At 71.6% G+C, this 21607-nt stretch carries 20 protein-coding genes; 9 read left to right on the top strand and 11 right to left on the bottom strand.

The genetic code is table 11. From position 1 onward, the window contains the following. Positions 1 to 7: 7 nt before the first annotated feature. Positions 8 to 1006, top strand: a complete 999-nt coding sequence (locus EV374_RS14320; protein WP_132235471.1) for a D-alanine--D-alanine ligase — start codon at positions 8 to 10, stop codon at positions 1004 to 1006. Between the two features lie 131 nt (positions 1007 to 1137). On the opposite strand, the gene EV374_RS14315 is transcribed toward EV374_RS14320, so the two are convergent. Continuing rightward, entirely contained in the window at positions 1138 to 1875 is a 738-nt protein-coding gene (locus tag EV374_RS14315) for a hypothetical protein (protein WP_486485746.1), read from the bottom strand. A 1726-nt stretch (positions 1876 to 3601) separates the two neighbouring features. On the opposite strand from EV374_RS14315, the gene EV374_RS14310 reads away from it, so the two are divergent. After that, positions 3602 to 3796, top strand: a complete 195-nt coding sequence (locus tag EV374_RS14310; protein WP_132235469.1) for a hypothetical protein — start codon at positions 3602 to 3604, stop codon at positions 3794 to 3796. A gap of 502 nt (positions 3797 to 4298) precedes the next feature. Here EV374_RS14310 and EV374_RS14305 read toward each other — a convergent pair. From EV374_RS14305 to rpmH, 8 genes are all read right to left on the bottom strand, one after another. Then, the gene (locus tag EV374_RS14305; protein ID WP_132235467.1) at positions 4299 to 5360 is read right to left on the bottom strand and encodes a ParB/RepB/Spo0J family partition protein; all 1062 of its coding nucleotides are present in this window, start codon (positions 5358 to 5360) and stop codon (positions 4299 to 4301) included. Positions 5361 to 5387: 27 nt separating this feature from the next. Next, on the bottom strand, positions 5388 to 6461 hold the full coding sequence (locus EV374_RS32535) for a ParA family protein (protein WP_486485752.1): 1074 nt from the start codon (positions 6459 to 6461) through the stop codon (positions 5388 to 5390). Positions 6462 to 6968: 507 nt separating this feature from the next. Further along, positions 6969 to 7688 carry a 16S rRNA (guanine(527)-N(7))-methyltransferase RsmG gene (gene rsmG / locus EV374_RS14295; RefSeq protein WP_132235579.1) on the bottom strand — a complete coding sequence of 240 codons (720 nt, stop codon included), beginning with the start codon at positions 7686 to 7688 and terminating at the stop codon, positions 6969 to 6971. Between the two features lie 295 nt (positions 7689 to 7983). Continuing rightward, entirely contained in the window at positions 7984 to 8574 is a 591-nt protein-coding gene (locus tag EV374_RS14290) for a R3H domain-containing nucleic acid-binding protein (protein WP_132235463.1), read from the bottom strand. A gap of 214 nt (positions 8575 to 8788) precedes the next feature. Continuing rightward, the gene (yidC, locus tag EV374_RS14285) at positions 8789 to 9775 is read right to left on the bottom strand and encodes a membrane protein insertase YidC (protein ID WP_132235461.1); all 987 of its coding nucleotides are present in this window, start codon (positions 9773 to 9775) and stop codon (positions 8789 to 8791) included. Between the two features lie 3 nt (positions 9776 to 9778). Continuing rightward, positions 9779 to 10018: a membrane protein insertion efficiency factor YidD gene (gene yidD, locus EV374_RS14280; protein ID WP_207914193.1), complete on the bottom strand. Its 240-nt coding sequence runs from the start codon at positions 10016 to 10018 to the stop codon at positions 9779 to 9781. A 44-nt stretch (positions 10019 to 10062) separates the two neighbouring features. Next, positions 10063 to 10479, bottom strand: coding sequence for a ribonuclease P protein component (rnpA, locus tag EV374_RS14275; RefSeq protein ID WP_132235457.1), 417 nt, complete (start codon positions 10477 to 10479; stop codon positions 10063 to 10065). A gap of 36 nt (positions 10480 to 10515) precedes the next feature. Then, on the bottom strand, positions 10516 to 10653 hold the full coding sequence (rpmH, locus tag EV374_RS14270) for a 50S ribosomal protein L34 (RefSeq protein ID WP_089002791.1): 138 nt from the start codon (positions 10651 to 10653) through the stop codon (positions 10516 to 10518). Between the two features lie 634 nt (positions 10654 to 11287). Here rpmH and dnaA point away from each other — a divergent pair. The 5 genes from dnaA to EV374_RS14245 all read left to right on the top strand — a co-directional run bounded on the left by dnaA (position 11288) and on the right by EV374_RS14245 (position 17683). Next, positions 11288 to 13123 (top strand): chromosomal replication initiator protein DnaA, encoded by a 1836-nt coding sequence (gene dnaA, locus EV374_RS14265; RefSeq protein ID WP_132235455.1) that lies wholly within the window; start codon positions 11288 to 11290, stop codon positions 13121 to 13123. 761 nt (positions 13124 to 13884) lie between these two features. Continuing rightward, positions 13885 to 15018 (top strand): DNA polymerase III subunit beta, encoded by a 1134-nt coding sequence (gene dnaN, locus EV374_RS14260; protein WP_132235453.1) that lies wholly within the window; start codon positions 13885 to 13887, stop codon positions 15016 to 15018. Between the two features lie 41 nt (positions 15019 to 15059). Then, the gene (gene gnd, locus EV374_RS14255) at positions 15060 to 15932 is read left to right on the top strand and encodes a phosphogluconate dehydrogenase (NAD(+)-dependent, decarboxylating) (RefSeq protein WP_132235451.1); all 873 of its coding nucleotides are present in this window, start codon (positions 15060 to 15062) and stop codon (positions 15930 to 15932) included. Positions 15933 to 15948: 16 nt separating this feature from the next. Next, a complete protein-coding gene (recF, locus tag EV374_RS14250) occupies positions 15949 to 17082 on the top strand; it encodes a DNA replication/repair protein RecF (protein WP_132235449.1) in 1134 nt (377 codons plus the stop codon). After that, entirely contained in the window at positions 17072 to 17683 is a 612-nt protein-coding gene (locus tag EV374_RS14245; RefSeq protein ID WP_132235447.1) for a DciA family protein, read from the top strand. The genes recF and EV374_RS14245 overlap by 11 nt, the downstream gene beginning before the upstream one ends. A 3-nt stretch (positions 17684 to 17686) precedes the next feature. On the opposite strand, the gene EV374_RS14240 is transcribed toward EV374_RS14245, so the two are convergent. Then, positions 17687 to 17914, bottom strand: a complete 228-nt coding sequence (locus EV374_RS14240; RefSeq protein WP_132235445.1) for a hypothetical protein — start codon at positions 17912 to 17914, stop codon at positions 17687 to 17689. A 94-nt stretch (positions 17915 to 18008) separates the two neighbouring features. Here EV374_RS14240 and EV374_RS14235 point away from each other — a divergent pair, with 94 nt between their 5' ends. Continuing rightward, positions 18009 to 18485 (top strand): MarR family transcriptional regulator, encoded by a 477-nt coding sequence (locus EV374_RS14235; protein ID WP_132235443.1) that lies wholly within the window; start codon positions 18009 to 18011, stop codon positions 18483 to 18485. Here the strand turns inward: EV374_RS14235 and EV374_RS14230 are convergent. Continuing rightward, positions 18470 to 19024: a hypothetical protein gene (locus EV374_RS14230; RefSeq protein WP_132235441.1), complete on the bottom strand. Its 555-nt coding sequence runs from the start codon at positions 19022 to 19024 to the stop codon at positions 18470 to 18472. The genes EV374_RS14235 and EV374_RS14230 overlap by 16 nt on opposite strands. Positions 19025 to 19530: 506 nt before the next feature. On the opposite strand from EV374_RS14230, the gene gyrB reads away from it, so the two are divergent. Then, positions 19531 to 21477, top strand: coding sequence for a DNA topoisomerase (ATP-hydrolyzing) subunit B (gyrB, locus tag EV374_RS14220; protein WP_132235437.1), 1947 nt, complete (start codon positions 19531 to 19533; stop codon positions 21475 to 21477). Positions 21478 to 21607: the final 130 nt, after the last annotated feature.

Raw genomic sequence — 21607 nt, 5'->3', positions numbered from 1 at the left:
TTCCGGCATGGTTCCCACCGCTGCCGACCGTTCCGTCGTGACCGACGCCGCCGTCACCGCCGACCTGCGGGTGCTGGTGCTCGCCGGCGGGCTCTCCTACGAACGTGACGTCTCGCTGCGGTCCGGACGCCGGGTGCTCGACGCGTTGCGCGCGGTCGGGATGGACGCCGAGCTGCGGGACGCCGACGTGGCGCTGCTGCCGGCCCTGAGCGCCGACCCGCCGGACGCCGTCGTGATCGCCCTGCACGGCGCCACCGGCGAGGACGGGTCGCTGCGTGGCGTGCTCGACCTCTGCGGCATCCCGTACGTGGGGTGCGACGCCCGCGCGTCCCGGCTCGCCTGGGACAAGCCCTCGGCCAAGGCGGTGCTCCGCGAGGCGGGCATCCCGACCCCGGACTGGGTCGCCCTCCCGCACGACCGGTTCTCCGAGCTGGGCGCCGTGGCGGTGCTGGACCGGATCGTCGAGCGGCTGGGGCTGCCGCTCATGGTGAAGCCCGCCCAGGGCGGTTCGGGGCTGGGCGCCGCCGTGGTCCGGGAGGCCGCGTCGCTGCCGGCCGCGATGGTCGGCTGCTTCGCGTACGATCCCACGGCGCTGGTCGAGCGGTACGTGCCTGGCATGGACGTGGCGGTCTCGGTGGTCGACCTGGGCGACGGACCGCGCGCCCTGCCCGCGGTGGAGATCGTGCCCCGCAACGGGGTGTACGACTACGCCGCCCGCTACACCGCCGGCCGGACGACCTGGCACACCCCCGCCCGGCTGGAGCCGGAGGTGGCCGGTGCGGTGGCCGACGTCGCGCTGGCCGCGCACACCGCGCTGGGGCTGCGCGACCTGAGCCGCGTCGACCTGATCGTGGACTCAGCCGGCCAGCCGCACGTGCTGGAGGTCAACGTCTCACCGGGGATGACCGAGACCTCGCTGCTGCCGCTCGCGGTCCAGGCCGCCGGACTGGACTTCGGCAGGATGGTCGGCACCCTGGTGGCCCGCGCCGCAGCCCGGCACCCCTGACACCGACTCCGCCGCCCCACCTTCCGGCGCGGGAGGGGGGTCGGCGCCGGACGTCGCCCCGTCCGATCCGCCGCCTCACTGTCCGCCGCGCGGCCACCCGGAGGGTACTTCCTCGGGTGGCCGCCCCGGTTCTACGTCTGGCTGCCCGACCGTCCGGCGTCCGTGGCAGGCGCCTCGGTCTCCGGTTCCTGCGCCGGTGGGGTCTCCTCGGCGGACTCGATCACGGAGACTGCCTCGCCCTCTGCCGGAGCGTCTTCCGCCGGGAGCTGACCGGTGAAGCTTGACGGGGCCTGCCACTGGATGCGCGGTGGCTCCGCCAGCGGTCGACCCCCGAACTCCGCCAGCCAGGCGGCGACCATGGCAAGGTTCTCCCGCCACTGCGCTTCCGAGATCGGCGGCAGGATGGAATCCCACAGGGAGAGGAAAGTCCCCCGCAGCTGGAGCTGCCCGTACGGCCGGGCGAGGAACCACATGTGCAGGTGCGCCGAGCCGTCGCCCCAGCGGTTGACGTGCACCCGGGCGACCCCGTCGAGGGACCGGATGGCTCGCTCCAGCCGTACGGTCATCACGCCCAACTCGGCGGCGAGCAGGTTCGGCAGGTCGCCGAGATCCAGATGCGAGCGGGATTCCAGGATCAGCACCATCGGCAGCCCGGTGGGGCGGTCCATGGCGCGTACCCGCCACCGCTCACCCACCCAGATGTAGGCGTCGTCGGGGGCGTTGCAGGCGGTGCATTCCCGGTGCCCCTCGCCCTTGCGCGGCGGTTCGACCGGGACCGGATCGTCGAGTTGCTTGACGCGAAGATCGCCCTCGAAGGGAAAGGACGGCCACTGGGTGAAGTCCGGAACGGAGGGAGGGGTGTCGGGCACGACGCTGACACTAACCGGTTCCGGCACCGCTGTCCCTACCCGAACGATCGACGGGAGCAGCGCCACTCAGGCCGTGCGTTACGAGTCGGGTATGACGTTGTCCACAGCTATCCACAGGCCGGTCGAGTGCCGCACACCCACCGTCATCCACAGGCCGGCACCCCGTTTCACGCGGGGTTTCACGTGAAACGGGGCTCCCTGTGGATAACCCCTGTGGATAACTTGTCGTACGCCGTCATCCACTCATGCGGCCGGACGGCGAGCGCCGTTTCACGTGGAACCGGGGGTCGCTGACGGTGGCCGGGGGGATGCTGGGGTGGCCCATGGCGTACGCCACCCCGCCGCAGGAACAGGTCCGCAGATGCCGGCAGCGGAGCCCCACGGCAGACCGATGACCCGGCGGCAAGCCCCACCCGGATTGAAGGCTCCGAGCGGCGGCCAGCCGCGCCAGACCCGGCTGCAAGCCGATGTGCTGAGCCGCTCGATCCGTGACCGCTGTTCTGGTGCGCATGTCGCACCCTCGCATCGATACAAAGGCGCAGGAGCGTTCAGGAGTTTGTGTGCGTCCCGGTTTCCGAGCCGACCCGATGACGATGATCAGTGCCCGCCGGCCGATGCGGTCCTCCACGTCCTGACCCCGGCCCTCCACGGAATCGCCGCTCCAACCGCAGGGAGCTGCCGAGCGGCGACCTAGACGGCCGGAGCAGTCCGGTCCGGAACGACGGGCCGTTGTCGAGAACGGGTCCCCTCGGCCTTTGGGGCGGAGGTCGGCCCCTTGGCGGCTCAGACGGCATTCGCTGCGGTGGAGTTCGATCGGGGCATCCACTCGTGCGGGCTGTACACCCCTGCCAGGCGGCGCCGTTTCACGTGAAACCAGGATGGCGCGCCTCTGTGCCACTCCGACCAGTCAGCCAGGCGGCTGGTCCACTCCTTGGGTCCGGAGCGGCCGGCGCGGGTCGCGAGTCGAGCGCCTGCCCGCAGGTCTGCCCGCGCGTCACCGGTTTCACGTGAAACCGGGTCGTTTCACGGGTCCGCAACAGCAGAGCAACCAGGCCGCTGGCAGTTCACGGAGATGCTGCTGGGTCGGGAACCGATGCGACAGCGGATCGGGCGATGCGCGTTGAGTCGTCTCTGCGGCCGTCCAGGCCGCCGGCCGGGCGACCATCCGGGCCCGGATGTTGGCGATCGCACCGACCGGCAACGACCCACACTGGAGCCGGGGCGCCTGGAGGGGCGGCAACGCTACCCGCGCCCCGTAGCGCCTCCTAGGCTGCGCAGAAAGCCGGAGCCATCCCTACCCACCGTCCCGGCAGCTCCGGACGGCCGCCGGGACGGTGGCCCGGACGCATCCCGCATCAGGACGTGGGGCCGCACCGGAGCGGATCTACGTCGGGCAGGGCAACCGGGGTCCGCGCGTGGGCGCGCCTCAGTAGCGTCCTGAGAGAATCCCTGGTGGAGCCCCGTCGGGGTTCGCCGCCGGCTCCCGACCCTGTCAACGGTCCGTTCTCTTCCCTTCCAGGCTGGCTCGCTCTCAGGTCACAGCTCATCCCGTTGCGCCTGAACCCTCCGGGCAGCCGCGCTCGCTGGACGGAACGCGTGCGGAACTGTCCCGCCCAGCGCAGACCCTTCCCGCCGTCACCTACCGCCGGCCAGGCTTATCGCCAGATCGATGTGGCACGCAGGACGGCCTGTCCTGCGGCCCTTGACCCGGCAGGAAGGAAAAGGGATGAACACCCTGACCAAGCGGAAGGTGTCGGCGATCGTGACGGGGCTGCTCCTCGTGGGAGGCCTGACGGTCGCGCCGGCCTCGCCGGCAATGGCCGGCCAAGACGCGCCCGCGAGCGGCGGGCGAACCGCCGAACTGGACACCGTCGAACGTCGATGTCATGGCCTGCGGATGGGAGCCGGACGAGAAGGGTAGCGGGGGCGCAACCGTGAAGAACTCCGTCTTCCTCAAGGACGGCCCCCACGGGACCGGTTGTGGCTACACGAGCACCTACCCGATCCCCCGTAGGCTCGCGACTCGGCGGCTGGTGCTTCACGAGGAACGAGGCAGGAAGCCTCTGGTACTACGTCAGCGTCGGGGGCACGTCTCCCCACGGCTGGATCTTCTCAGGGAACGTCAAGGACGTGAGCACTTTCAACACCCCTGCTTGACGTAGCCCATCGCCACCCACGGAACGCCACTCCGCCCACCAATCGGCAGCGGCCCCCAGGCATCAGGCTGAGGGCCGCTGCCTCTGTAGCGAACTGGCAGACCTCCCAGGGCCGCTCCCGCCCGGGAAGTGCCACGCCGACTGGCCCGACAGTCCGGCGCGGAGGCCGGGTTGTGGCGCGTACGTCGGCAGGGTTGACGACCGCAGCGGTCGGACATGGAACGGCCGCGTGGCCCTGGGGTCACGCGGCCGGGCGGCTCGGAGGAATCAGGCCTCCGGTTCCTCTTCCTGGCCGACGCCGATGAGGTCGACGATCCGCTCCAGGTCGTCGACCGTCGCGAACTCAATGGTGATCTTGCCCTTGCTCCGGCCGATGTCCACCTTCACGCGGGTGTCGAACCGGTCGGAAAGGCGGTCGGCCAGATCCGTCAGGGCGGGAGCGTGCGGCTTCGGACGACGCTTGGCCGTCTCCTTCTTGCTCGTACCGTCGCTCAGGGCCAGCGCGACGATCTCCTCGGTCGCGCGGACCGAGATCCCCTCGGCGACGATCCGGCGCGCGAGCTGCTCCTGCGCCTCGGCCTCGTCGAGGCTCAGCAGCGCACGGGCGTGCCCGGCGGAGAGGATCCCTGCGGCGACCCGAGTCTGGACCTGCGCGGGCAGGTTGAGCAGCCGGATGGTGTTCGAGATCTGCGGCCGGCTCCGCCCGATGCGCCGGGCGAGCTCCTCGTGGGTGGCGCCGAACTCGTCCAGCAGTTGCTGGTACGCGGCCGCCTCCTCCAGCGGGTTCAGGTTCGCCCGATGGATGTTCTCCAGCAACGCGTCCCGGAGCATGGCGTCGTCGTGGGTGTCACGGACGATCGCCGGGATGTTCTCCCGCCCGACGGCCTGCGCGGCCCGCCAGCGCCGCTCACCCATGACCAGCTCGTACTTCTCGTCGTCGAGCTGTCGTACGACGATCGGCTGGAGGAAGCCGACCTCCTGGATGGAGGTCTTCAACTCCTCCAGGGCGTCCTCGTCGAAGACCTGGCGCGGCTGCTTGGGGTTCGGCACGATGGCGTCGACCGGGATCTCGGCGAACCGGGCACCCGGCACCGGGCTGAGCTCGGGCTGCGGCTCGGGCTGCGCCGCCACCGGTGGAATCGCCACGGCCGGCACCGGGCCGGTCGGCACCGGTCCCGCCGGCGCAGCCACAGCAGTGTCAGCAGCCGCCTCCACGGGAGCTGGCGGCTCCTCTGTGGTGGTCGGCTCAACTACGGCGGTCGGCGCCGGCCCGGTCGGGATGAGCGCCCCCAGGCCTCGCCCCAGACCGCCCCGAGGACGGTTCTTCATGCCACGCCTCCCAGCGACTGTTCCGCACTACGCATTCCGGCCCACCGGCTCCTTGACGCCACGCTCGGCGATCTCCTGGGCGGCTTCGAAGTAGCTCGTCGCCCCCCGCGATCCCGGATCGTAGGTCATCACCGACTGGCCGTAGCTGGGTGCCTCCGAGACGCGGACGTTGCGGGGGATGACCGCCTGGAGCACCTTGTCGCCGAAGTGGTTCCGCACGTCCTGCTCGACGGCGTCGGCCAGCCGGGTGCGCCGGTCGTACATGGTGAGCAGGATGGTGGAGACGTCGAGCTTCGGGTTCAGGTGCTGGCGCACCAGGTTGATGTTGTTGATCAGCTGGTTCAGCCCCTCCAGCGCGTAGTACTCGCACTGGATCGGGATGAGCACCTCCTGCGCGGCCACGAGCGCGTTGACCGTGAGCAGGCCGAGCGAGGGCGGACAGTCGATGAAGACGTAGTCGAAGTGGCCGGGGTAGGCGGCGATCGCCCGGGCCAGCCGGGACTCGCGGGCCACCACCGACACCAGCTCGATCTCCGCGCCGGCGAGGTCGATCGTCGCCGGTACGCACCAGAGGTTGGGGATCCCCTCGACGCCCTGGGCGACCTCCTCCAGCGGCACGCTGTTGATGAGGCAGTCGTAGACGTCCGGCACACCGGTGTGGTGCGGGACGTTCAGCCCGGTGGAGGCGTTCCCTTGCGGGTCCAGGTCGACCACCAGCACCCGGTTGCCGTGCAGGGCCAGCGCCACCGCAAGGTTGACCGTGGTCGTGGTCTTTCCCACGCCGCCCTTCTGGTTCGCGACGCACATGACCCGGGTCCGTTCCGGGCGAGGCATCGTCACCTCGCCACTCGGATTAAGGATCTGCACGGCGCGCATCGCCTCCATAGCCAACGGTGGGTCATCCTCTTCGCGCGTCGGGGTTTCACGTGAAACGTACGCGGCCTCGGCGACTGCGGCTCCGGGGGAGCCGGCCGGGGGCGCGAACGGGTCGGTGACGGGAACGGGTTCGCAAGTCGCGTCCGGCACGGAGTCCGGGGTGGGTTGCTGCGGCACGGCGGACTCGAACCGCGCCGAGGCCGAGGGGTTGCGCCGAACGGACATCACCCGGCCGCCGGCCGAATTGCCGGCCCGCGGCACGTCGGGCGCGGCGCGGGTCGCCGGAGGCTCCGGCAGGTCCGGCTCGGCGCCGCCCGGCTGGACTGCCGCGTCCCGGTCCGGGGGCCGGTTCGTCGGCCCGTCGGGCGACCAGCTCGGGTAGTCGGTTTCACGTGAAACGGGGTCGCCCGCTGGCCCCGTCACGCGTGGATCGTCGTACCTTCCGTCGTCATGCACCTGTCATCCCTGCCCGCTTCGGATGGTCGGTCCGCACCCCGTCAACTGGCCGTACGCGATCGCACCGCGGAGCGTACGGCCCGGCGGGAGCGGCGGGACCGGTGAACGTCCGTTGCCGCCCGCTCCACACTATCGACGCGCAGCCAGCCTACGGCTCACGGGCGCGGCCGGTCCACGTCGGGTTCTCATCCTTCCGTCCACCCGTACCGTTCAACGACGCAACCGCCGGCCGGGAAGCCGGTAGGCGGACATCCCGCGCGGGTGTCCGAGAGGGACTCAACGCCGCCGGGAGCGGCCGCCGCGCGCGCTCTTCGCGGCCTTCGGCCGGGCCGGGCCGATCATCCGCTCCCGCACGATCTCCACCACCGTCGTCGGCGGGTCGATCACTCCCTCGCCGCAGCGGTGCACCTCGGGCGCGCCGCCACCGAGCCGGGCCACGGTCTGCGCGTGCTCGGCGATCTCCTCCGCGGCGGACGCCCCCTTGAGGGCGATCAGCCGACCGCCGCGCACAGCCAGCGGCAGGCACCACGTCGAGAGCCGGTCGAGGGGTGCGACGGCGCGCGCGGTAACCACGTCCCCGCTCAGCGGTCCGATGCCCGTCGACCCGCTTGCCGCCTCGTCGGCGCGCCCCCGAAACACCCGGACCATCTTGGCCAGCCCGAGGTGCTGCACCGCCTCGATGAGGAAGGAGGTGCGCCGGGAGAGCGGTTCGATCAGGGTCACCGTCAGGTCGGGTCGCGCGATGGCCAGCACCAGGCCGGGCAGCCCGGCCCCGGAGCCGACGTCGAGCACCGTCGCGCCCTCCGGGATGCGCTCGGCGACCGCCGCGCAGTTGAGCAGGTGGCGGTCCCAGATCCGGGGGGCCTCGCGCGGGCCGATCAGGCCGCGGAGCACGCCGTCGGTGGCGAGCAGTTCGGCGTACGCGGCGGCCAGGTCGAGTCGGTCGCCGAAGAGGGTGCGCGCCGCACCGGCCAACTCCGGCGGCAGCACCGCCACGGCCGGAGAAGCGCCCTCCGCAGCTACGGCCGAGGACGAGGTGCCCTCCGCAGCTACGGCCGAGGACGAGGTGCCCTCCGCCGTCAAGGCCGAGGACGGGGCGCCCTCGGCGGCGACGGTCGAGGACGGGGCGTCCTCAGGGGCGACGGTCGAGGACGGCGCGCCCTCGGGGACGTCGGTCGACGGCGCGGAGTCCGGGGTCACGGTCGGCTCGGGCCGGACAGGCGACGGCCCGGGCGGCGTGCCACCCGGGCCGTCCACGGCACCGGCCGTGGTGTCGTCGTGGGTCACCCGGTCAGTCCGCCGGCCGGACGATGATGCGCCGGTTCGGCTCGACGCCCTCGGACTCGCTCTCCACGCCGCTCATCGCGTTGACCACGTCGTGCACGCACTTGCGCTCGAACGCGGACATCGGCTCCAGGCGCACGGGCTCGCCGTGCTCCTTGACCTTCTCCACGGCGTTCTTGGCGACGGCGGCGAGTTCCTTGCGGCGGGTCGCCCGGTAGCCGCCGACGTCGAGCAGCAGCCGGCTCGGGGTGCCGGTCTGCCGGAAGACGGCCAGCCGGGCGAGCTCCTGGAGCGCCTCCAGGGTGGCGCCGCGCTGGCCGACGAGGTTCTGCAGCCGGCCGCCGACCACCTCGACGACGGGACGACCGGCGGAGACCAGTTCGTCGATGTCGCCGTCGTAGTCGAGGATGTCGAGCAGACCCTCGACGTAGTCGGCCGCGATCTCGCTCTGCCGGAACAGCTCGCTCTCGCCGACGGTCTTCTTCTCCCGGGTGCCCGACTCCTCGTCGGTCTCCTCGGTCTCGCCGTTCACCGCGGTCGGCTCGGTCCCCTCCTCGTCCAGGGACTCGTCGGCGCGGGGGGTGCTGGTGTCGGTCACGGTCTCATCTCCGTAGTCGCTCGGCCGGACCGTCGGGTCCGCTGGTTTCCCGGGGCCGGCGGGAGGTCGCCGGTGCCCACGGGCACGTCTGTCGTACGGGCAGTCTCGCCCGTGGCCGCGCCGCGCGCGGCCGTTCCGCCCGGCGCCGACCGTACGGCGGCTGCGCGGTGCGGAACGGGCCGCCGCCGGTCTCCCGGCGGCGGCCCGGACGTTCTCAGCCCTGCCGCTTGGCGGGGCCCTTCTTCGGGTTGACCGGCTTGGCGCCCGGCTTGGGGCCGGCGACCTTCGGAGCGACCGGCTTGGCCGGGGCCGGGGGGGCCGACTTGGTGCGGCCCAGCAGGCCGCCCGTCTTCGCCGGCTGCACCGGGTTGCGGGACGAGGCGCCCGGCTTGCTGGTAGCGGTGGGCGGCGGTGGGAACTTCCGCAGCACCCACTGCTGCTGCGCCAGGGTGAAGAGGTTGTTGGTGACCCAGTAGATGATCACACCGATGGGGAAGATGGCGCCGGAGATGAGCAGCGACAGCGGGATGCCGTAGAGCATCAGCTTCTGGATCATCCGCTGCTGCGGGTCCTCGGCCCAGCCGGTCTTGAGGATCATCTGGCGGCTGGTGAGGTAGGTGGTGCCCATCATCACCAGGACGAGGATCCCGGCGATGATCTTCACGGTGGTGCCGTTGGCGCCGAGCCGCGTCAGCTCCTCGGCGGTGGAGCCGAACTTGCCGGCGATCGGGGCGGTGAAGAGCTTCGCGGACGAGGCGCTCTCGAACTGGCTGATCGTCCAGCCGTAGAGGGTCTTACCGGCCTCGCTCTTGTCCGGGTTGAGCCGGCGGAGCACGTGGAAGAGGCCCAGGAACACGGGAATCTGGAGGAACATCGGAAGGCAGCCCATGAGCGGGTTGGCCTTTTCCTTCCGGTAGAGCTCCATCATCTCTTTCTGGAGCGTCTCCCGGTCACCCTTGTGCTTCTCCTGCAGGGCCTTCACCTGTGGCTGAAGCGCCTGCATCGCCCGCTGCGACTTGATCTGCTTGACGAAGACGGGGAAGAGGATCACCCGGACGGTGACCACCAGGAAGATGATGGCGAGGATCCAGGCCCAGTTGGTGCCGATCACCGCCGGATCCGGCACCCCGACGAAGTCCCAGGCCCCGTGCCAGACCAGCAGGATCCACGAAATCGCGTAGTAGATCCAGTCGAGACTCAATTCTCAGGCTCCAGTCACATCGGCGCGGCGGCGGCCGCCCGGCTTCGGCACCGGGTCGTGTCCACCTGGGTGAAAGGGGTGGCAGCGCAACAGCCGCCGGGCCGTCAGGCCAGCTCCCCGGATCGCGCCGTGCACCGCCACCGCTTCCAGGGCGTAGGCACTGCACGACGGGTAGAACCGACAGCGGGCCGGCAGAGCCGGACTTATCCACCGACGGTACGCGATGACGGGCCCGCTCAGCACCCGGGCACCGATCGTCGTCGGCCGGGGCCCGGCCGGTCCGCTGGTCACCGGGACCGCCGCCCGCGGGGCGCCTTCGCGGCGACGATCGCCGCGTCCAGGTCGGCGCCGAGTCGCGGGTACGAGGCGTCGGCTGCAGCGGGCTGCGCGCGTACGACCAGGGTGCTTCCCGCGGGCAGAGCCGCCAGCCGCTCGCGGACCAGATGCCGCAGGCGACGCCGGACCCGGTTGCGGACCACGGCGTTCCCGACGGCCTTGGACACGACGAAGCCGGCGCGGGCCGGTGCGGAGGGTTGCTCCGCACCGCTGCTCCGCGCCGGCTCCGGCGAGGTTGCTGTCGCGGCGTCGGGGGTTGTCGGCAGGCTCAGATGGACGACGACCGCACCACGGCCGGCACGTCGACCACCGCGGACCGCTGCGGCGAAGTCAGTGCTGCGCCGCAGTCGCTGTGCGGCCGCCAGCACGACTGCCCACGTCCCCCGGACCTGCCCCGGTCGGCCTCAGGCCGACAGTCGGGCGCGGCCCTTGGAGCGACGGGTCGAAAGGATGGCGCGGCCGGCACGGGTGCGCATGCGCAGCCGGAAGCCGTGGGTCTTCGCGCGCCGGCGGTTGTTCGGCTGGTAGGTGCGCTTGCTCACGTCAGGCTCTCCGTTTTCGTACGCCCCGGGCGAGGGGTCGCCGGGATCGTGTGGTGGTCCAGGCCACCTCGGCGGTGGCCCCCGATCGGTGCTGCCCGGCGGCGCGGGACCTCGGCGATGCGGGGAAGCGACCGCGGGCAGCAAGCACCTAACACCCTAGCAGAGGGCGTGAGAGCAGCCGTTCCAGCCTACGCAGGGCGGCAACCACCGTCAAACACCCTCAGCAGGGCGGACACCGGGCCCTCCCAACGGCCGGAGCGGCGGTTTTCGCTGATGTCGGCGAGGGTCGCCGCGCGTCGGCGGTTGATGGCGCGCCGACAACGCTGTTACCGTGCCCGATTGCGGTCAGCGTCGAAAGGTCCGGTCGTCGCCGGCGGGCAAGACCGGACAAGGTAGTGAATCGTTCGGCACGGTGAACCCGCTTCAGCGCCCGTTCAGGCAGGGGGCAGGTCCGACCCGCGTCCGGCGGGCGGCCACAATCGGTGCGTACACAGGCTGTGGATAACTTGTGGACGAGGGACCGGTCGGCCGTCCGGTGGGTGTCGTTCCACCCGCGCTCACGCGGCGGGCCCGGGACGGCCGACCGGAGAAGACGGCGGCGTCGGCGGAGCAGAGGCGAGGGGGTGGCACGACGGTGACCGGTACGACCGACCTTGCCGCGGTGTGGACAGCAACGACCGACGAGCTCGCCGACGAGATCATCTCCGCGCAGCAGCGGGCGTACCTGCGGCTGACCCGGCTGCGGGCCATCGTCGAGGACACGGCGCTGCTCTCCGTCCCGGACGCCTTCACCCGGGACGTGATCGAGTCCCGCCTGCGCCCGGCGATCACGGAGGCGCTCACCCGCCGACTGGGCCGGCCGATCCAGGTCGCGGTGACCGTACGCCTGCCCGAGGACGGTTCCGGCCGCCCGGCGGGGACCGTCTACCGCAGTGTTCCGGAGCCGGGGCCGGCCGACCACGACGGCGGGCCGCCCAGCTACGCCGACGCCGGCTACGACGGGTTGCCCGGGCAGCGCGACGGCGGGGACCACGACGCCGGACAGTCGCCGCTCATCCCCGAGCAGGCGCACCCCCGGCGCCGGCCCGACGCGTCGTCGCCGGGCGACGACGGGCACCGGCCGGACGACCGGGACGGGCAGGAGGCGCTGTTCAGCACCGCCTTCGCCGAGCCGCCGCGCCCCGACCGGTCGGGGCCGCCGCGGCACCCGTCCGAGCGCCGGGGCTACGACGAGCAGGCCGCCCGGCTGGACCCGCCGGCCGCCGACACCCGGGGGTACGAGCCGCGCTACCGCGAGGACGCCGTCTCCCCCCGGGACCAGCACGTGATCCGGGCGCTGCCCCGCGACACCGGCACGGACAACGGGCCCGGGCGGGGTGGCGCGGATCACCACCGCCCCGGCGGCCGTGACGACCGCCGCATGCCCGGCGTCGACGGCGGGGGCAACCGGCTCAACCCGAAGTACATGTTCGAGACGTTCGTCATCGGCTCGTCCAACCGCTTCGCCCACGCGGCGAGCGTCGCGGTCGCCGAGTCGCCGGCGAAGGCGTACAACCCGCTGTTCATCTACGGCAGCTCGGGGCTGGGCAAGACGCACCTGCTGCACGCCATCGGGCACTACGCCACGACGCTGGGCAACGCGCGCTCGGTGCGGTACGTCTCCACCGAGGAGTTCACCAACGACTTCATCAACTCGCTCCGGGACGACAAGACCAGTGCGTTCCAGCGGCGCTACCGCGACGTCGACATCCTGCTGATCGACGACATCCAGTTCCTGGAGAACCGCGAGCGTACGCAGGAGGAGTTCTTCCACACGTTCAACACCCTGCACAACGCCAACAAGCAAATCGTGATCACCTCGGACCGGTCGCCGAAGCAGCTCGCGACCCTGGAGGACCGGCTGCGTACCCGCTTCGAGTGGGGACTGCTCGCCGACATCCAGCCGCCGGACCTGGAGACGCGGATCGCGATCCTGCAGAAGAAGGCGGCGCAGGAGCGCCTCTACGCCCCGCCGGACGTGCTGGAGTTCATCGCCTCGCGGGTGTCGAACTCGATCCGGGAGCTGGAGGGCGCGCTGATCCGGGTGACGGCGTTCGCCAGCCTGACCCGCTCGACGGTCGAGCTGGCGCTGGCCGAGGAGGTGCTGCGGGACTTCATCCCGGACGGCGCCGGGCCGGAAATCACCGCCGACCAGATCATGGTCTCCACCGCCGACTACTTCGGGGTCAGCCTGGAGGACCTGCGCGGCCACTCCCGCTCCCGGGTGCTGGTGAACGCCCGTCAGGTGGCCATGTACCTGTGCCGGGAGCTGACCGACCTGTCGCTGCCCCGCATCGGGCAGGCCTTCGGCGGCCGGGACCACACGACGGTGATGCACGCCGACCGCAAGATCCGCCAGCAGATGGCCGAGCGCCGGTCGCTCTACAACCAGATCGCCGAGCTGACCAACCGGATCAAGCAGAACACCTGAGCGACGGCCCACGGACGCGCCCGACCGGATCATCGGTCGGGCGCTTTTTCGTCCTCCACAGCCGGTCCCGGCTTGACCCTCGACATGGTCTAGGCCACAGCATCTGAGCCGTGACCGTCCACCGCCCCGATCGTTGTCCACATCTCGTTGTCCACAGGCTGTGGGAAACTACGGTCCGTCCACGCTCCGGTTACCCACAGGTTGTGGACAAACCCTGGGGACGGCCTGTGGACGCCTGGGGACAACCGGGTCGTTGTCCACCGAAGACGGCCGGCCTGTGGGAAACCTGTTGAAGGTTCTGGGGATGACGCCGTCGCCGCGGCTTCCGCCTGTCCACAGGTCTGGGGAGAAAGTCGGTGGATAACCGGTGGATAACCGGTGGACGACGGTGGACAACCTGGGGGCGCCGGCCGCCTGTGGACCGGGACGCTAGTTATACCCCGGGTTCTCCACAGGTAAACCACCGGTGGATAACGTGTCTGAGCTGCGCAAACGCGGGTTCTCCACAGTTTGCACAGGTGCGATGAAGATGACGAGTTATCTCTTCTAAGAGAACAAAAACCAATCATCACCGTTGGACTTCCTGTGGATTGGCCGGAACGCCGTCGTGGACGGCCTCCCGGCACCAGGAGTCCACGGGGTCGGGCGCACAGCCGATGCCCACGCGCCCTAAGGTGCGATGGGTACCCGCACGGACAGGCGGGTCGGTAGGCAGCGGTCGGCATGAGAGAGTTGTCGCTGACGTCGACGCGGAGGCATTGATGAAGTTCCGAGTGGAGCGCGACGCGCTCGCCGAGGCCGTGGCCTGGACCGCGAAGAGCCTGCCCAACCGGCCGTCCGTACCGGTGCTCGCCGGCGTGATGCTGCGCGTCACCGACGGCAACCTGCAGGTTTCGGGCTTCGACTACGAGGTCTCCAGCCAGGTGACCGTCGAGGTGCAGGGGGACGCCGACGGCGCCGCCCTGGTCTCCGGCCGGCTGCTGGCCGAGATCACCAAGGCACTGCCCGCCAAGCCGGTGGACATCGCCGCCGTCGGCGCGCACCTCGAGCTGGTCTGCGGCAGCGCCCGGTTCACCCTGCCCACCATGCCGGTCGAGGACTACCCGTCCCTGCCGGAGATGCCGGAGAGCACCGGCACCGTCGACGCCGCCGCCTTCGCCGCCGCGGTCGCCCAGGTGGCCATCGCCGCCGGGCGCGACGAGACGCTGCCGATGATGACCGGCGTACGCATCGAGCTCTCCGGCGGCACGCTGGCCATGCTCGCCACCGACCGCTACCGGCTGGCCCTGCGCGAGATGGAGTGGAACCCGGACGACCCCGAGGTGAGCGTCAACGCCCTGGTGCCGGCCCGGACGCTGCACGACACCGCCAAGGCCCTCGGCCCGATCGGCGGCCAGGTCGTCATGGCGCTCTCCCAGGGCGCGGCCGGCGAGGGGATGATCGGCTTTGCCGGCGGCACCCGGCGCACCACCAGCCGGCTGCTCGACGGCGCGAACTACCCGCCGGTGCGCTCGCTCTTCCCGGCCAGCCACAACGCCGAGGCACGGGTGCCCGTCAGCACCCTGATCGAGGTCGTCAAGCGCGTCGCCCTGGTGGCCGAGCGGACCACCCCCGTGCTGCTCAGCTTCAGCACCGACGGCCTGGTGGTCGAGGCCGGCGGCACCGAGGAGGCGCGGGCCAGCGAGGCCATGGAGGCCACCTTCACCGGCGACCCGCTGACCATCGGCTTCAACCCCCAGTACCTGATCGACGGCCTGACCAACCTGGGGGCCCAGTTCGCCGTGCTCTCGTTCGTCGACGCCTTCAAGCCCGCGGTGATTTCGCCCGCCGGCGAGGATGGCGAGGTCATCCCCGGGTACCGGTACCTCATCATGCCGATCCGCGTCTCCCGCTGATCGCACCCCGAGAAGACCCCGACGCACGGAGGTAGGAACACATGCAGCTCGGCCTGGTAGGGCTCGGCCGGATGGGCGGCAACATGCGCGAGCGGTTGCGCGCCGCCGGGCACGAGGTGGTCGGCTTCGACCACAACGCGGAGCTGAGCGATGTCGCGACCCTGGCGGAGCTGGCGGAGAAGCTGGAGTCGCCCCGCGCGATCTGGGTCATGGTCCCCGCCGGCGTCACCGACGCGACCATCGACGAGCTTGCCGACGTCCTCGGCGAGGGTGACATCATCATCGACGGCGGCAACTCCCGCTTCAGCGACGACGCGCCCCGCGCCGAGCGCCTCAACGAACGCGGCATCGGCTACCTCGACGCCGGCGTCTCCGGCGGCGTCTGGGGCCGGCAGAACGGCTACGCGCTGATGGTCGGCGGTGCCCAGGAGCACGTCGACCGGCTCATGCCGATCTTCGAGTCGCTGAAGCCGGAAGGCGAGTTCGGCTTCGTGCACGCCGGGCCGGTCGGCGCCGGGCACTACGCCAAGATGGTGCACAACGGCATCGAGTACGGCCTGATGCACGCCTACGCCGAGGGCTACGAGCTGCTGGCCAAGTCCGAGCTGGTCACCAACGTGCCGGGCGTGTTCAAGTCCTGGCGCGAGGGCACCGTGGTCCGCTCCTGGCTGCTCGACCTGCTGGACCGGGCCCTCGACGAGGACCCGGAGCTGGCCGAGCTGAGCGGCTACACGGAGGACACGGGCGAGGGCCGCTGGACGGTCGACGAGGCGGTCCGGCTGGCCGTACCGCTGAACGTGATCACCGCCTCGCTCTTCGCCCGCTTCGCCTCCCGCCAGGACGACTCGCCCGCCATGAAGGCCGTCGCCGCGCTGCGCCAGCAGTTCGGCGGCCACGCCGTCCGCAAGCGCTGACCGGTATCCACAGCCTGTGTACGTCCGCCGGCTCGAACTGGTCGACTTCCGCTCGTACGAGCGGGTCGGCGTGGACCTGGAGCCGGGGGCGAACGTCCTGATCGGCGCCAACGGCGTCGGCAAGACGAACCTGGTCGAGGCGCTGGGCTACGTGGCGACCCTGGATTCGCACCGGGTCGCCACGGACGCCCCCCTCGTCCGGATGGGCGCCTCCTCGGCGGTGATCCGCTGCGCGGTCGTGCACGAGGGGCGCGAGCTGCTGGTCGAGCTGGAGATCGTTCCGGGCAAGGCCAACCGGGCCCGGCTCGGACGGTCGCCGGCCCGCCGGGCGCGGGACGTCCTCGGCGCGCTCCGGCTCGTGCTGTTCGCCCCGGAGGACCTGGAACTCGTCCGGGGCGACCCGGCCGAGCGCCGTCGCTACCTCGACGACCTGCTGGTCAGCCGTCAGCCCCGGTTCGCCGGGGTGCGGGCCGACTACGAGCGGGTGGTCAAGCAGCGCAACGCGTTGCTGCGCACCGCGTACCTGGCCCGCAAGACGGGCGGGTCGCGGGGCGGGGACCTGTCGACCCTCGCGGTCTGGGACACCCACCTGGCCCGACACGGCGCCGAACTGCTCGCCGGCCGGCTGGAACTGGTCGCCGCGCTGGGCCCGCACGTGACGAAGGCGTACGACGCTGTCGCGGCGGGACGGGGGGCCGCCGGGATCGCGTACCGGCCGTCGGTGGAACTGGCGGAGCCCACCACCGACCGCGAGGCCCTGGCGGCGGCGCTGACCGCCGCGCTCGCCGAGTCCCGCTCCGCCGAGGTCGAGCGGGGCACCACCCTGGTCGGCCCGCACCGCGACGAGCTGGCGCTGACGCTGGGCCCGCTGCCCGCCAAGGGGTACGCGAGCCACGGCGAGTCCTGGTCGTACGCCCTGGCGCTGCGTCTCGCCGCCTACGACCTGCTCCGCTCCGACGGCATCGAGCCGGTGTTGGTGCTCGACGACGTCTTCGCCGAACTGGACGCCGGGCGGCGGGAGCGGCTGGCGGAGCTGGTCGGCGGGGCGAGCCAGCTGTTGGTGACCTGCGCGGTCGACGAGGACGTGCCGGTGTCCCTGCGCGGCGCCCGGTACGCCGTGGGCGAGGGGACGGTGCGACGTGCCGGATGAGCAGCTTCCGCCGGCCCGGCTCGGCCCGGGCCGTGGCGGCGGAACGACCGGCGGCGACTCCGGCGGCGCGGCGGGCGGCGACGCGCCGGCCGGGGCGAGCGGCCCGGAGCTGGCGCGGGCCGTGTTGGACGCGGCGCGCGCCCGCCGGGAGTCGGCGGCCCGCACGCGTCGGCGTACCCCCGGCGGGGGCGACGGCGAGGACGGCCAGCGGCGGCTGCGCGGCTACTCCGGCCCCGGGCCGGACCCGCGCGATCCGCAGCCGCTCGGCGCGGTGCTCAACCGGCTCGTCAAGGCGCGCGGCTGGCAGCAGCCGGCGGCCGAGGCGACGGTGTTCGGCGCCTGGGAGCGGGTGGTGGGCCCGGAGGTGGCCCAGCACAGCCGGCCGGTGAAGCTGGAGGACGGCGAGCTGACCGTGGAGGCCCGCTCGACCGCGTGGGCCACCCAGCTGCGGCTGCTGGCCGGCTCGCTGCTCAAGCAGATCGCCAGCGAGGTCGGCCACAACGTGGTGCGCAAGCTGCACATCCACGGCCCGGCCGCGCCCTCCTGGTCGAAGGGCCCGCGCCGGGTCCGTGGTCGCGGCCCGCGGGACACCTACGGCTGACGGTCAGCGACCCTCGCGCCGGGCCTCCCGCTCGGCGCGCTTGCGCTCCCGCTGCTCGCGGCTCCACTGCTTGCGTCGCTCCAGGTCCCGCTTCCACGCCTCCCGGGCGTGGTTCGAGCCGCCCTGCACCGCGCCCTGGACCTCCGGCGGGCCGGCGAGGCGCCGGAACGCCCAGGCCATCAGGCGGCCGCCCTCGCCCGGGGCCTTCGGGGTGGGCTTCTCCTCGGTCATCGCCTGGCCTCCGGTGCGACGGGAACGATTGGCGTGCAAACCATTGGTACACCAATGATTGGTACGCTCGCAACGACGACGAGGAGGCCCGCCCGTGACCGACCAGCCCGACGGGGATCCCCTGGCGCTGGAAGAGCAGGTGTGCTTCGCGCTCTCCGTCGCCGCGCGCGGCGTCGTCGCCGTCTACCGGCCGCTGCTGGAGCCGATGGGGCTCACCCATCCGCAGTACCTGGTGATGCTCGCCCTCTGGCAACACGCGCCGCTGTCCGTACGCGACCTCAGCCGCCTGCTCCAGCTCGATCCCGGCACGTTGTCGCCCCTGCTCAAGCGGCTGGAGGCGACCGGCTACGTCCGGCGCGAGCGCGACCCCGCCGACGAGCGGAGCCTCGCGGTGACGCTGACCGCCGCCGGCCAGGCGCTGCGGGCGCGGGCCGAGCAGATCCCGCCCGCGATCGTCGAACGGCTCGGCATGCCGGTCGAAGACCTGCGCCACCTGCACGCCGTGCTGACCCGGGTCATCGACGCCGCCAACCGCGGGTCCGCCGCCGAGAGGGGTCAGGCGTCGGCGTAGACGGCGAAGCCGCGGTCGGCGCAGCGCCGGTAGAAGGCCGCCAGCACGGCCAGCTCGGCGCAGGTGAAGTTCCACTGCGGCGGCTCGCCGCTCTCGTCGCGCAGCGCGTCCAGGCGGCTGTCGAGCCAGCGCAGCTGCTGCTCGGCCAACCGCCCGTCGGCGAGCAGCGACCGCAGCACCTGGCTCACCGAGTCGAAGGTGACGGCCTCGCCGTGCGGGCGGTGGCCCGTCACGAACCGCTCGATGCCGCCGGCGACCCAGGCGCAGCCGTCGGGATCGATCACCGGATCCTCGTCCTCGGCCGCCGCGTCAGTGGCGTAGAGCACACCCTCCAGGCCGAGCAGGAGGTCGACCAGTTCGGTGTACGCCGTCGCCCGCACGGTGCCGGTCTTGGCGATCAGCTCGGCGAGCGCCGCGGTGGGCGCGGAGATGCGGGGCATGTCGACGATGTCGCCGAAGTCGACGAACTCGGCCGGCGCGACCGGATCGTAGAAGCGGCCGGTCCGCGGCCACTGCACCGCGACGTTGTCCAGCCCCATCGGGCGTCACCTCTTCGAGAGCACGGATAGTTCGTATCGGCTCGATCGTCCGGTTCCGGCCCGAAAAGATCAAGGCCGGGCCGACGGCGTGGCGGCGGTGGCGTCCCCGCCGTCCGACCGGCACCGATCGTCAGGCGGCGCCGCCCTCGATCGCCCCCTGGCGTGTAGGGGGAGTCGCGGGCGGCGCGGTTCGGCCGGCTACGTCGGTCTCAGCCGCCTCGCAGGGGTGCCGAGTGGTGGTTCTGTCGTCCGCGCACAGTAAGATTGAGCCTGAGACGAAGACCCGGTGCGGAGCGACGAGACACGGGCCCGGAGCGGGGCCCGCGATCATTGTCCACGTCGGGTCGAGCCGATCGCGATCCGCGGGCAACCGCGGCGACCGGCGCGTTCGACCCGTACCCCGGAATTGTCCCCGGTGCCGGTCTGCGCGTCGACGTCGCGTCCTGTCCGCCGAACCCGCGCCCGACGCGCCACCAGGCGCGGACGGCGCGAGAAAGTGGCCGAAGGTGGCAGCGCAGGACAAGCAGGAGTACGGCGCCGGGTCGATCACCGTTCTCGAAGGGCTGGAGGCGGTCCGGAAGCGCCCCGGTATGTACATCGGGTCGACCGGTGAGCGCGGTCTGCACCACCTGGTGTGGGAGGTCGTCGACAACGCGGTGGACGAGGCGCTGGCCGGCCACTGCGACACCATCGACGTGGTGCTGCTCGCCGACGGCGGGGTCCGGGTCACCGACAACGGCCGGGGTTTCCCGGTCGACCTGCACCCGAAGCTGAAGAAGCCGGGTGTCGAGGTGGCGCTGACCGTGCTGCACGCGGGCGGCAAGTTCGACGGCAAGGCGTACGCGGTCTCCGGCGGTCTGCACGGCGTCGGCGTCTCCGTGGTGAACGCCCTCTCCACCAAGATGGCGGTGGAGATCCACAAGTCCGGCTTCGTCTGGCGGCAGCAGTACCACAACTCCAAGCCGACCCCGCTGGAGAAGGGCGAGTCGACCGACCGCACCGGCTCCGCGGTGGCCTTCTGGCCCGACGCCGACGTGTTCGAGACGGTCGACTTCGACTTCCAGACGATCTACCGGCGGCTCCAGGAGATGGCCTTCCTCAACCGGGGCCTCACCATCCACCTGCTTGACGAGCGGGTCCCGGAGGAGGAGGACGGCCGCCAGCGCGAGGTCACCTTCTGCTACAAGGGCGGCATCGCCGACTTCGTCCGGCACCTCAACGCCTCGAAGAACCCGATCCACAAGACCGTGGTCGAGTTCGGCGCCGAGGAGGAGGGCATGTCGGTCGAGATCGCCATGCAGTGGAACGAGTCCTACGGCGAGTCGGTCTACACCTTCGCCAACACGATCAACACCCACGAGGGCGGCACCCACGAGGAGGGCTTCCGGGCCGCGCTGACCAGTGTCGTCAACCGCTACGGCACCGACAAGAAGCTGCTCAAGGGCGACGAGAAGCTCTCCGGCGAGGACATCCGCGAGGGCCTGGCCGCGATCATCTCGGTCAAGCTGGCCAACCCGCAGTTCGAGGGCCAGACCAAGACCAAGCTGGGCAACACCCCGGTGAAGAGCTTCGTGCAGCGCGTCTGCAACGAGTGGCTGGTCGACTGGTTCGACCGCAACCCGGCCGAGGCGAAGATCATCATCCAGAAGGCGTCCCAGGCCGCCCGGGCCCGGATCGCCGCCCAGCAGGCGCGCAAGCTCGCCCGGCGCAAGTCCCTGCTGGAGTCCGGCTCGATGCCGGGCAAGCTGGCCGACTGCCAGTCCACCGACCCGCGCGAGTCCGAGGTCTTCATCGTCGAGGGCGACTCGGCCGGCGGCTCGGCCAAGCAGGGCCGCGACCCGCGGACCCAGGCGATCCTGCCGATCCGCGGCAAGATCCTCAACGTGGAGAAGGCCCGGATCGACCGGGTGCTGAAGAACAACGAGGTCCAGGCGCTGATCACCGCGCTGGGCACCGGCATCCACGACGACTTCGACATGGAGAAGCTGCGCTACCACAAGGTGGTGCTGATGGCCGACGCCGACGTCGACGGCCAGCACATCCAGACGCTGCTGCTCACGCTGCTCTTCCGCTTCATGCGCCCGCTGGTCGAGATGGGGCACGTCTACCTGGCCGCCCCGCCGCTCTACAAGATCAAGTGGAACAAGCGCGGCGACGACGCGCAGTACGCGTACTCGGACCGCGAGCGGGACGGCCTGATCGCGCTGCGCCAGCAGAAGAAGCCGAACGCGAAGCCGGACGACATCCAGCGGTTCAAGGGCCTCGGCGAGATGAACTACCCCGAACTGTGGGAGACCACGATGAACCCGGCAACGCGTACGCTGCGTCAGGTCACGCTCGACGACGCGGCCACCGCCGACGAGTTGTTCAGCGTGCTGATGGGTGAGGACGTCGAGGCGCGCCGCTCGTTCATCCAGCGCAACGCCAAGGACGTCCGGTTCCTGGACATCTGACGGGTCCCGGCGGGTCGGCCGGTCATCCACCGGCCGACCCGCCTGTCCACAGAGTTATCCACAGCGCGGCCGGTATCCACAGCCGTTATCCACAGCACGAAAACGACTCTGAGTCTGATAAGGGTTAACA

The sequence above is a fragment of the Micromonospora sp. CNZ303 genome, from assembly GCF_004345505.1.
The sequence above is the reverse complement of the archived record's forward strand: the minus strand, read 5'-3'. Positions and strand labels throughout refer to the sequence as shown.

Coding starts and splice junctions, on each gene's coding strand:
- EV374_RS14320 (WP_132235471.1), top strand. CDS start 8: ATGGTTCCCACCGCTGCCGACCGTTCCGTCGTGACCGACGCCGCCGTC.
- gnd (WP_132235451.1), top strand. CDS start 15,060: ATGCAGCTCGGCCTGGTAGGGCTCGGCCGGATGGGCGGCAACATGCGC.
- EV374_RS14230 (WP_132235441.1), bottom strand. CDS start 19,024: ATGGGGCTGGACAACGTCGCGGTGCAGTGGCCGCGGACCGGCCGCTTC.
- EV374_RS14310 (WP_132235469.1), top strand. CDS start 3,602: ATGAACACCCTGACCAAGCGGAAGGTGTCGGCGATCGTGACGGGGCTG.
- EV374_RS14240 (WP_132235445.1), bottom strand. CDS start 17,914: ATGACCGAGGAGAAGCCCACCCCGAAGGCCCCGGGCGAGGGCGGCCGC.
- EV374_RS14305 (WP_132235467.1), bottom strand. CDS start 5,360: ATGAAGAACCGTCCTCGGGGCGGTCTGGGGCGAGGCCTGGGGGCGCTC.
- dnaN (WP_132235453.1), top strand. CDS start 13,885: ATGAAGTTCCGAGTGGAGCGCGACGCGCTCGCCGAGGCCGTGGCCTGG.
- EV374_RS32535 (WP_486485752.1), bottom strand. CDS start 6,461: ATGTCCGTTCGGCGCAACCCCTCGGCCTCGGCGCGGTTCGAGTCCGCC.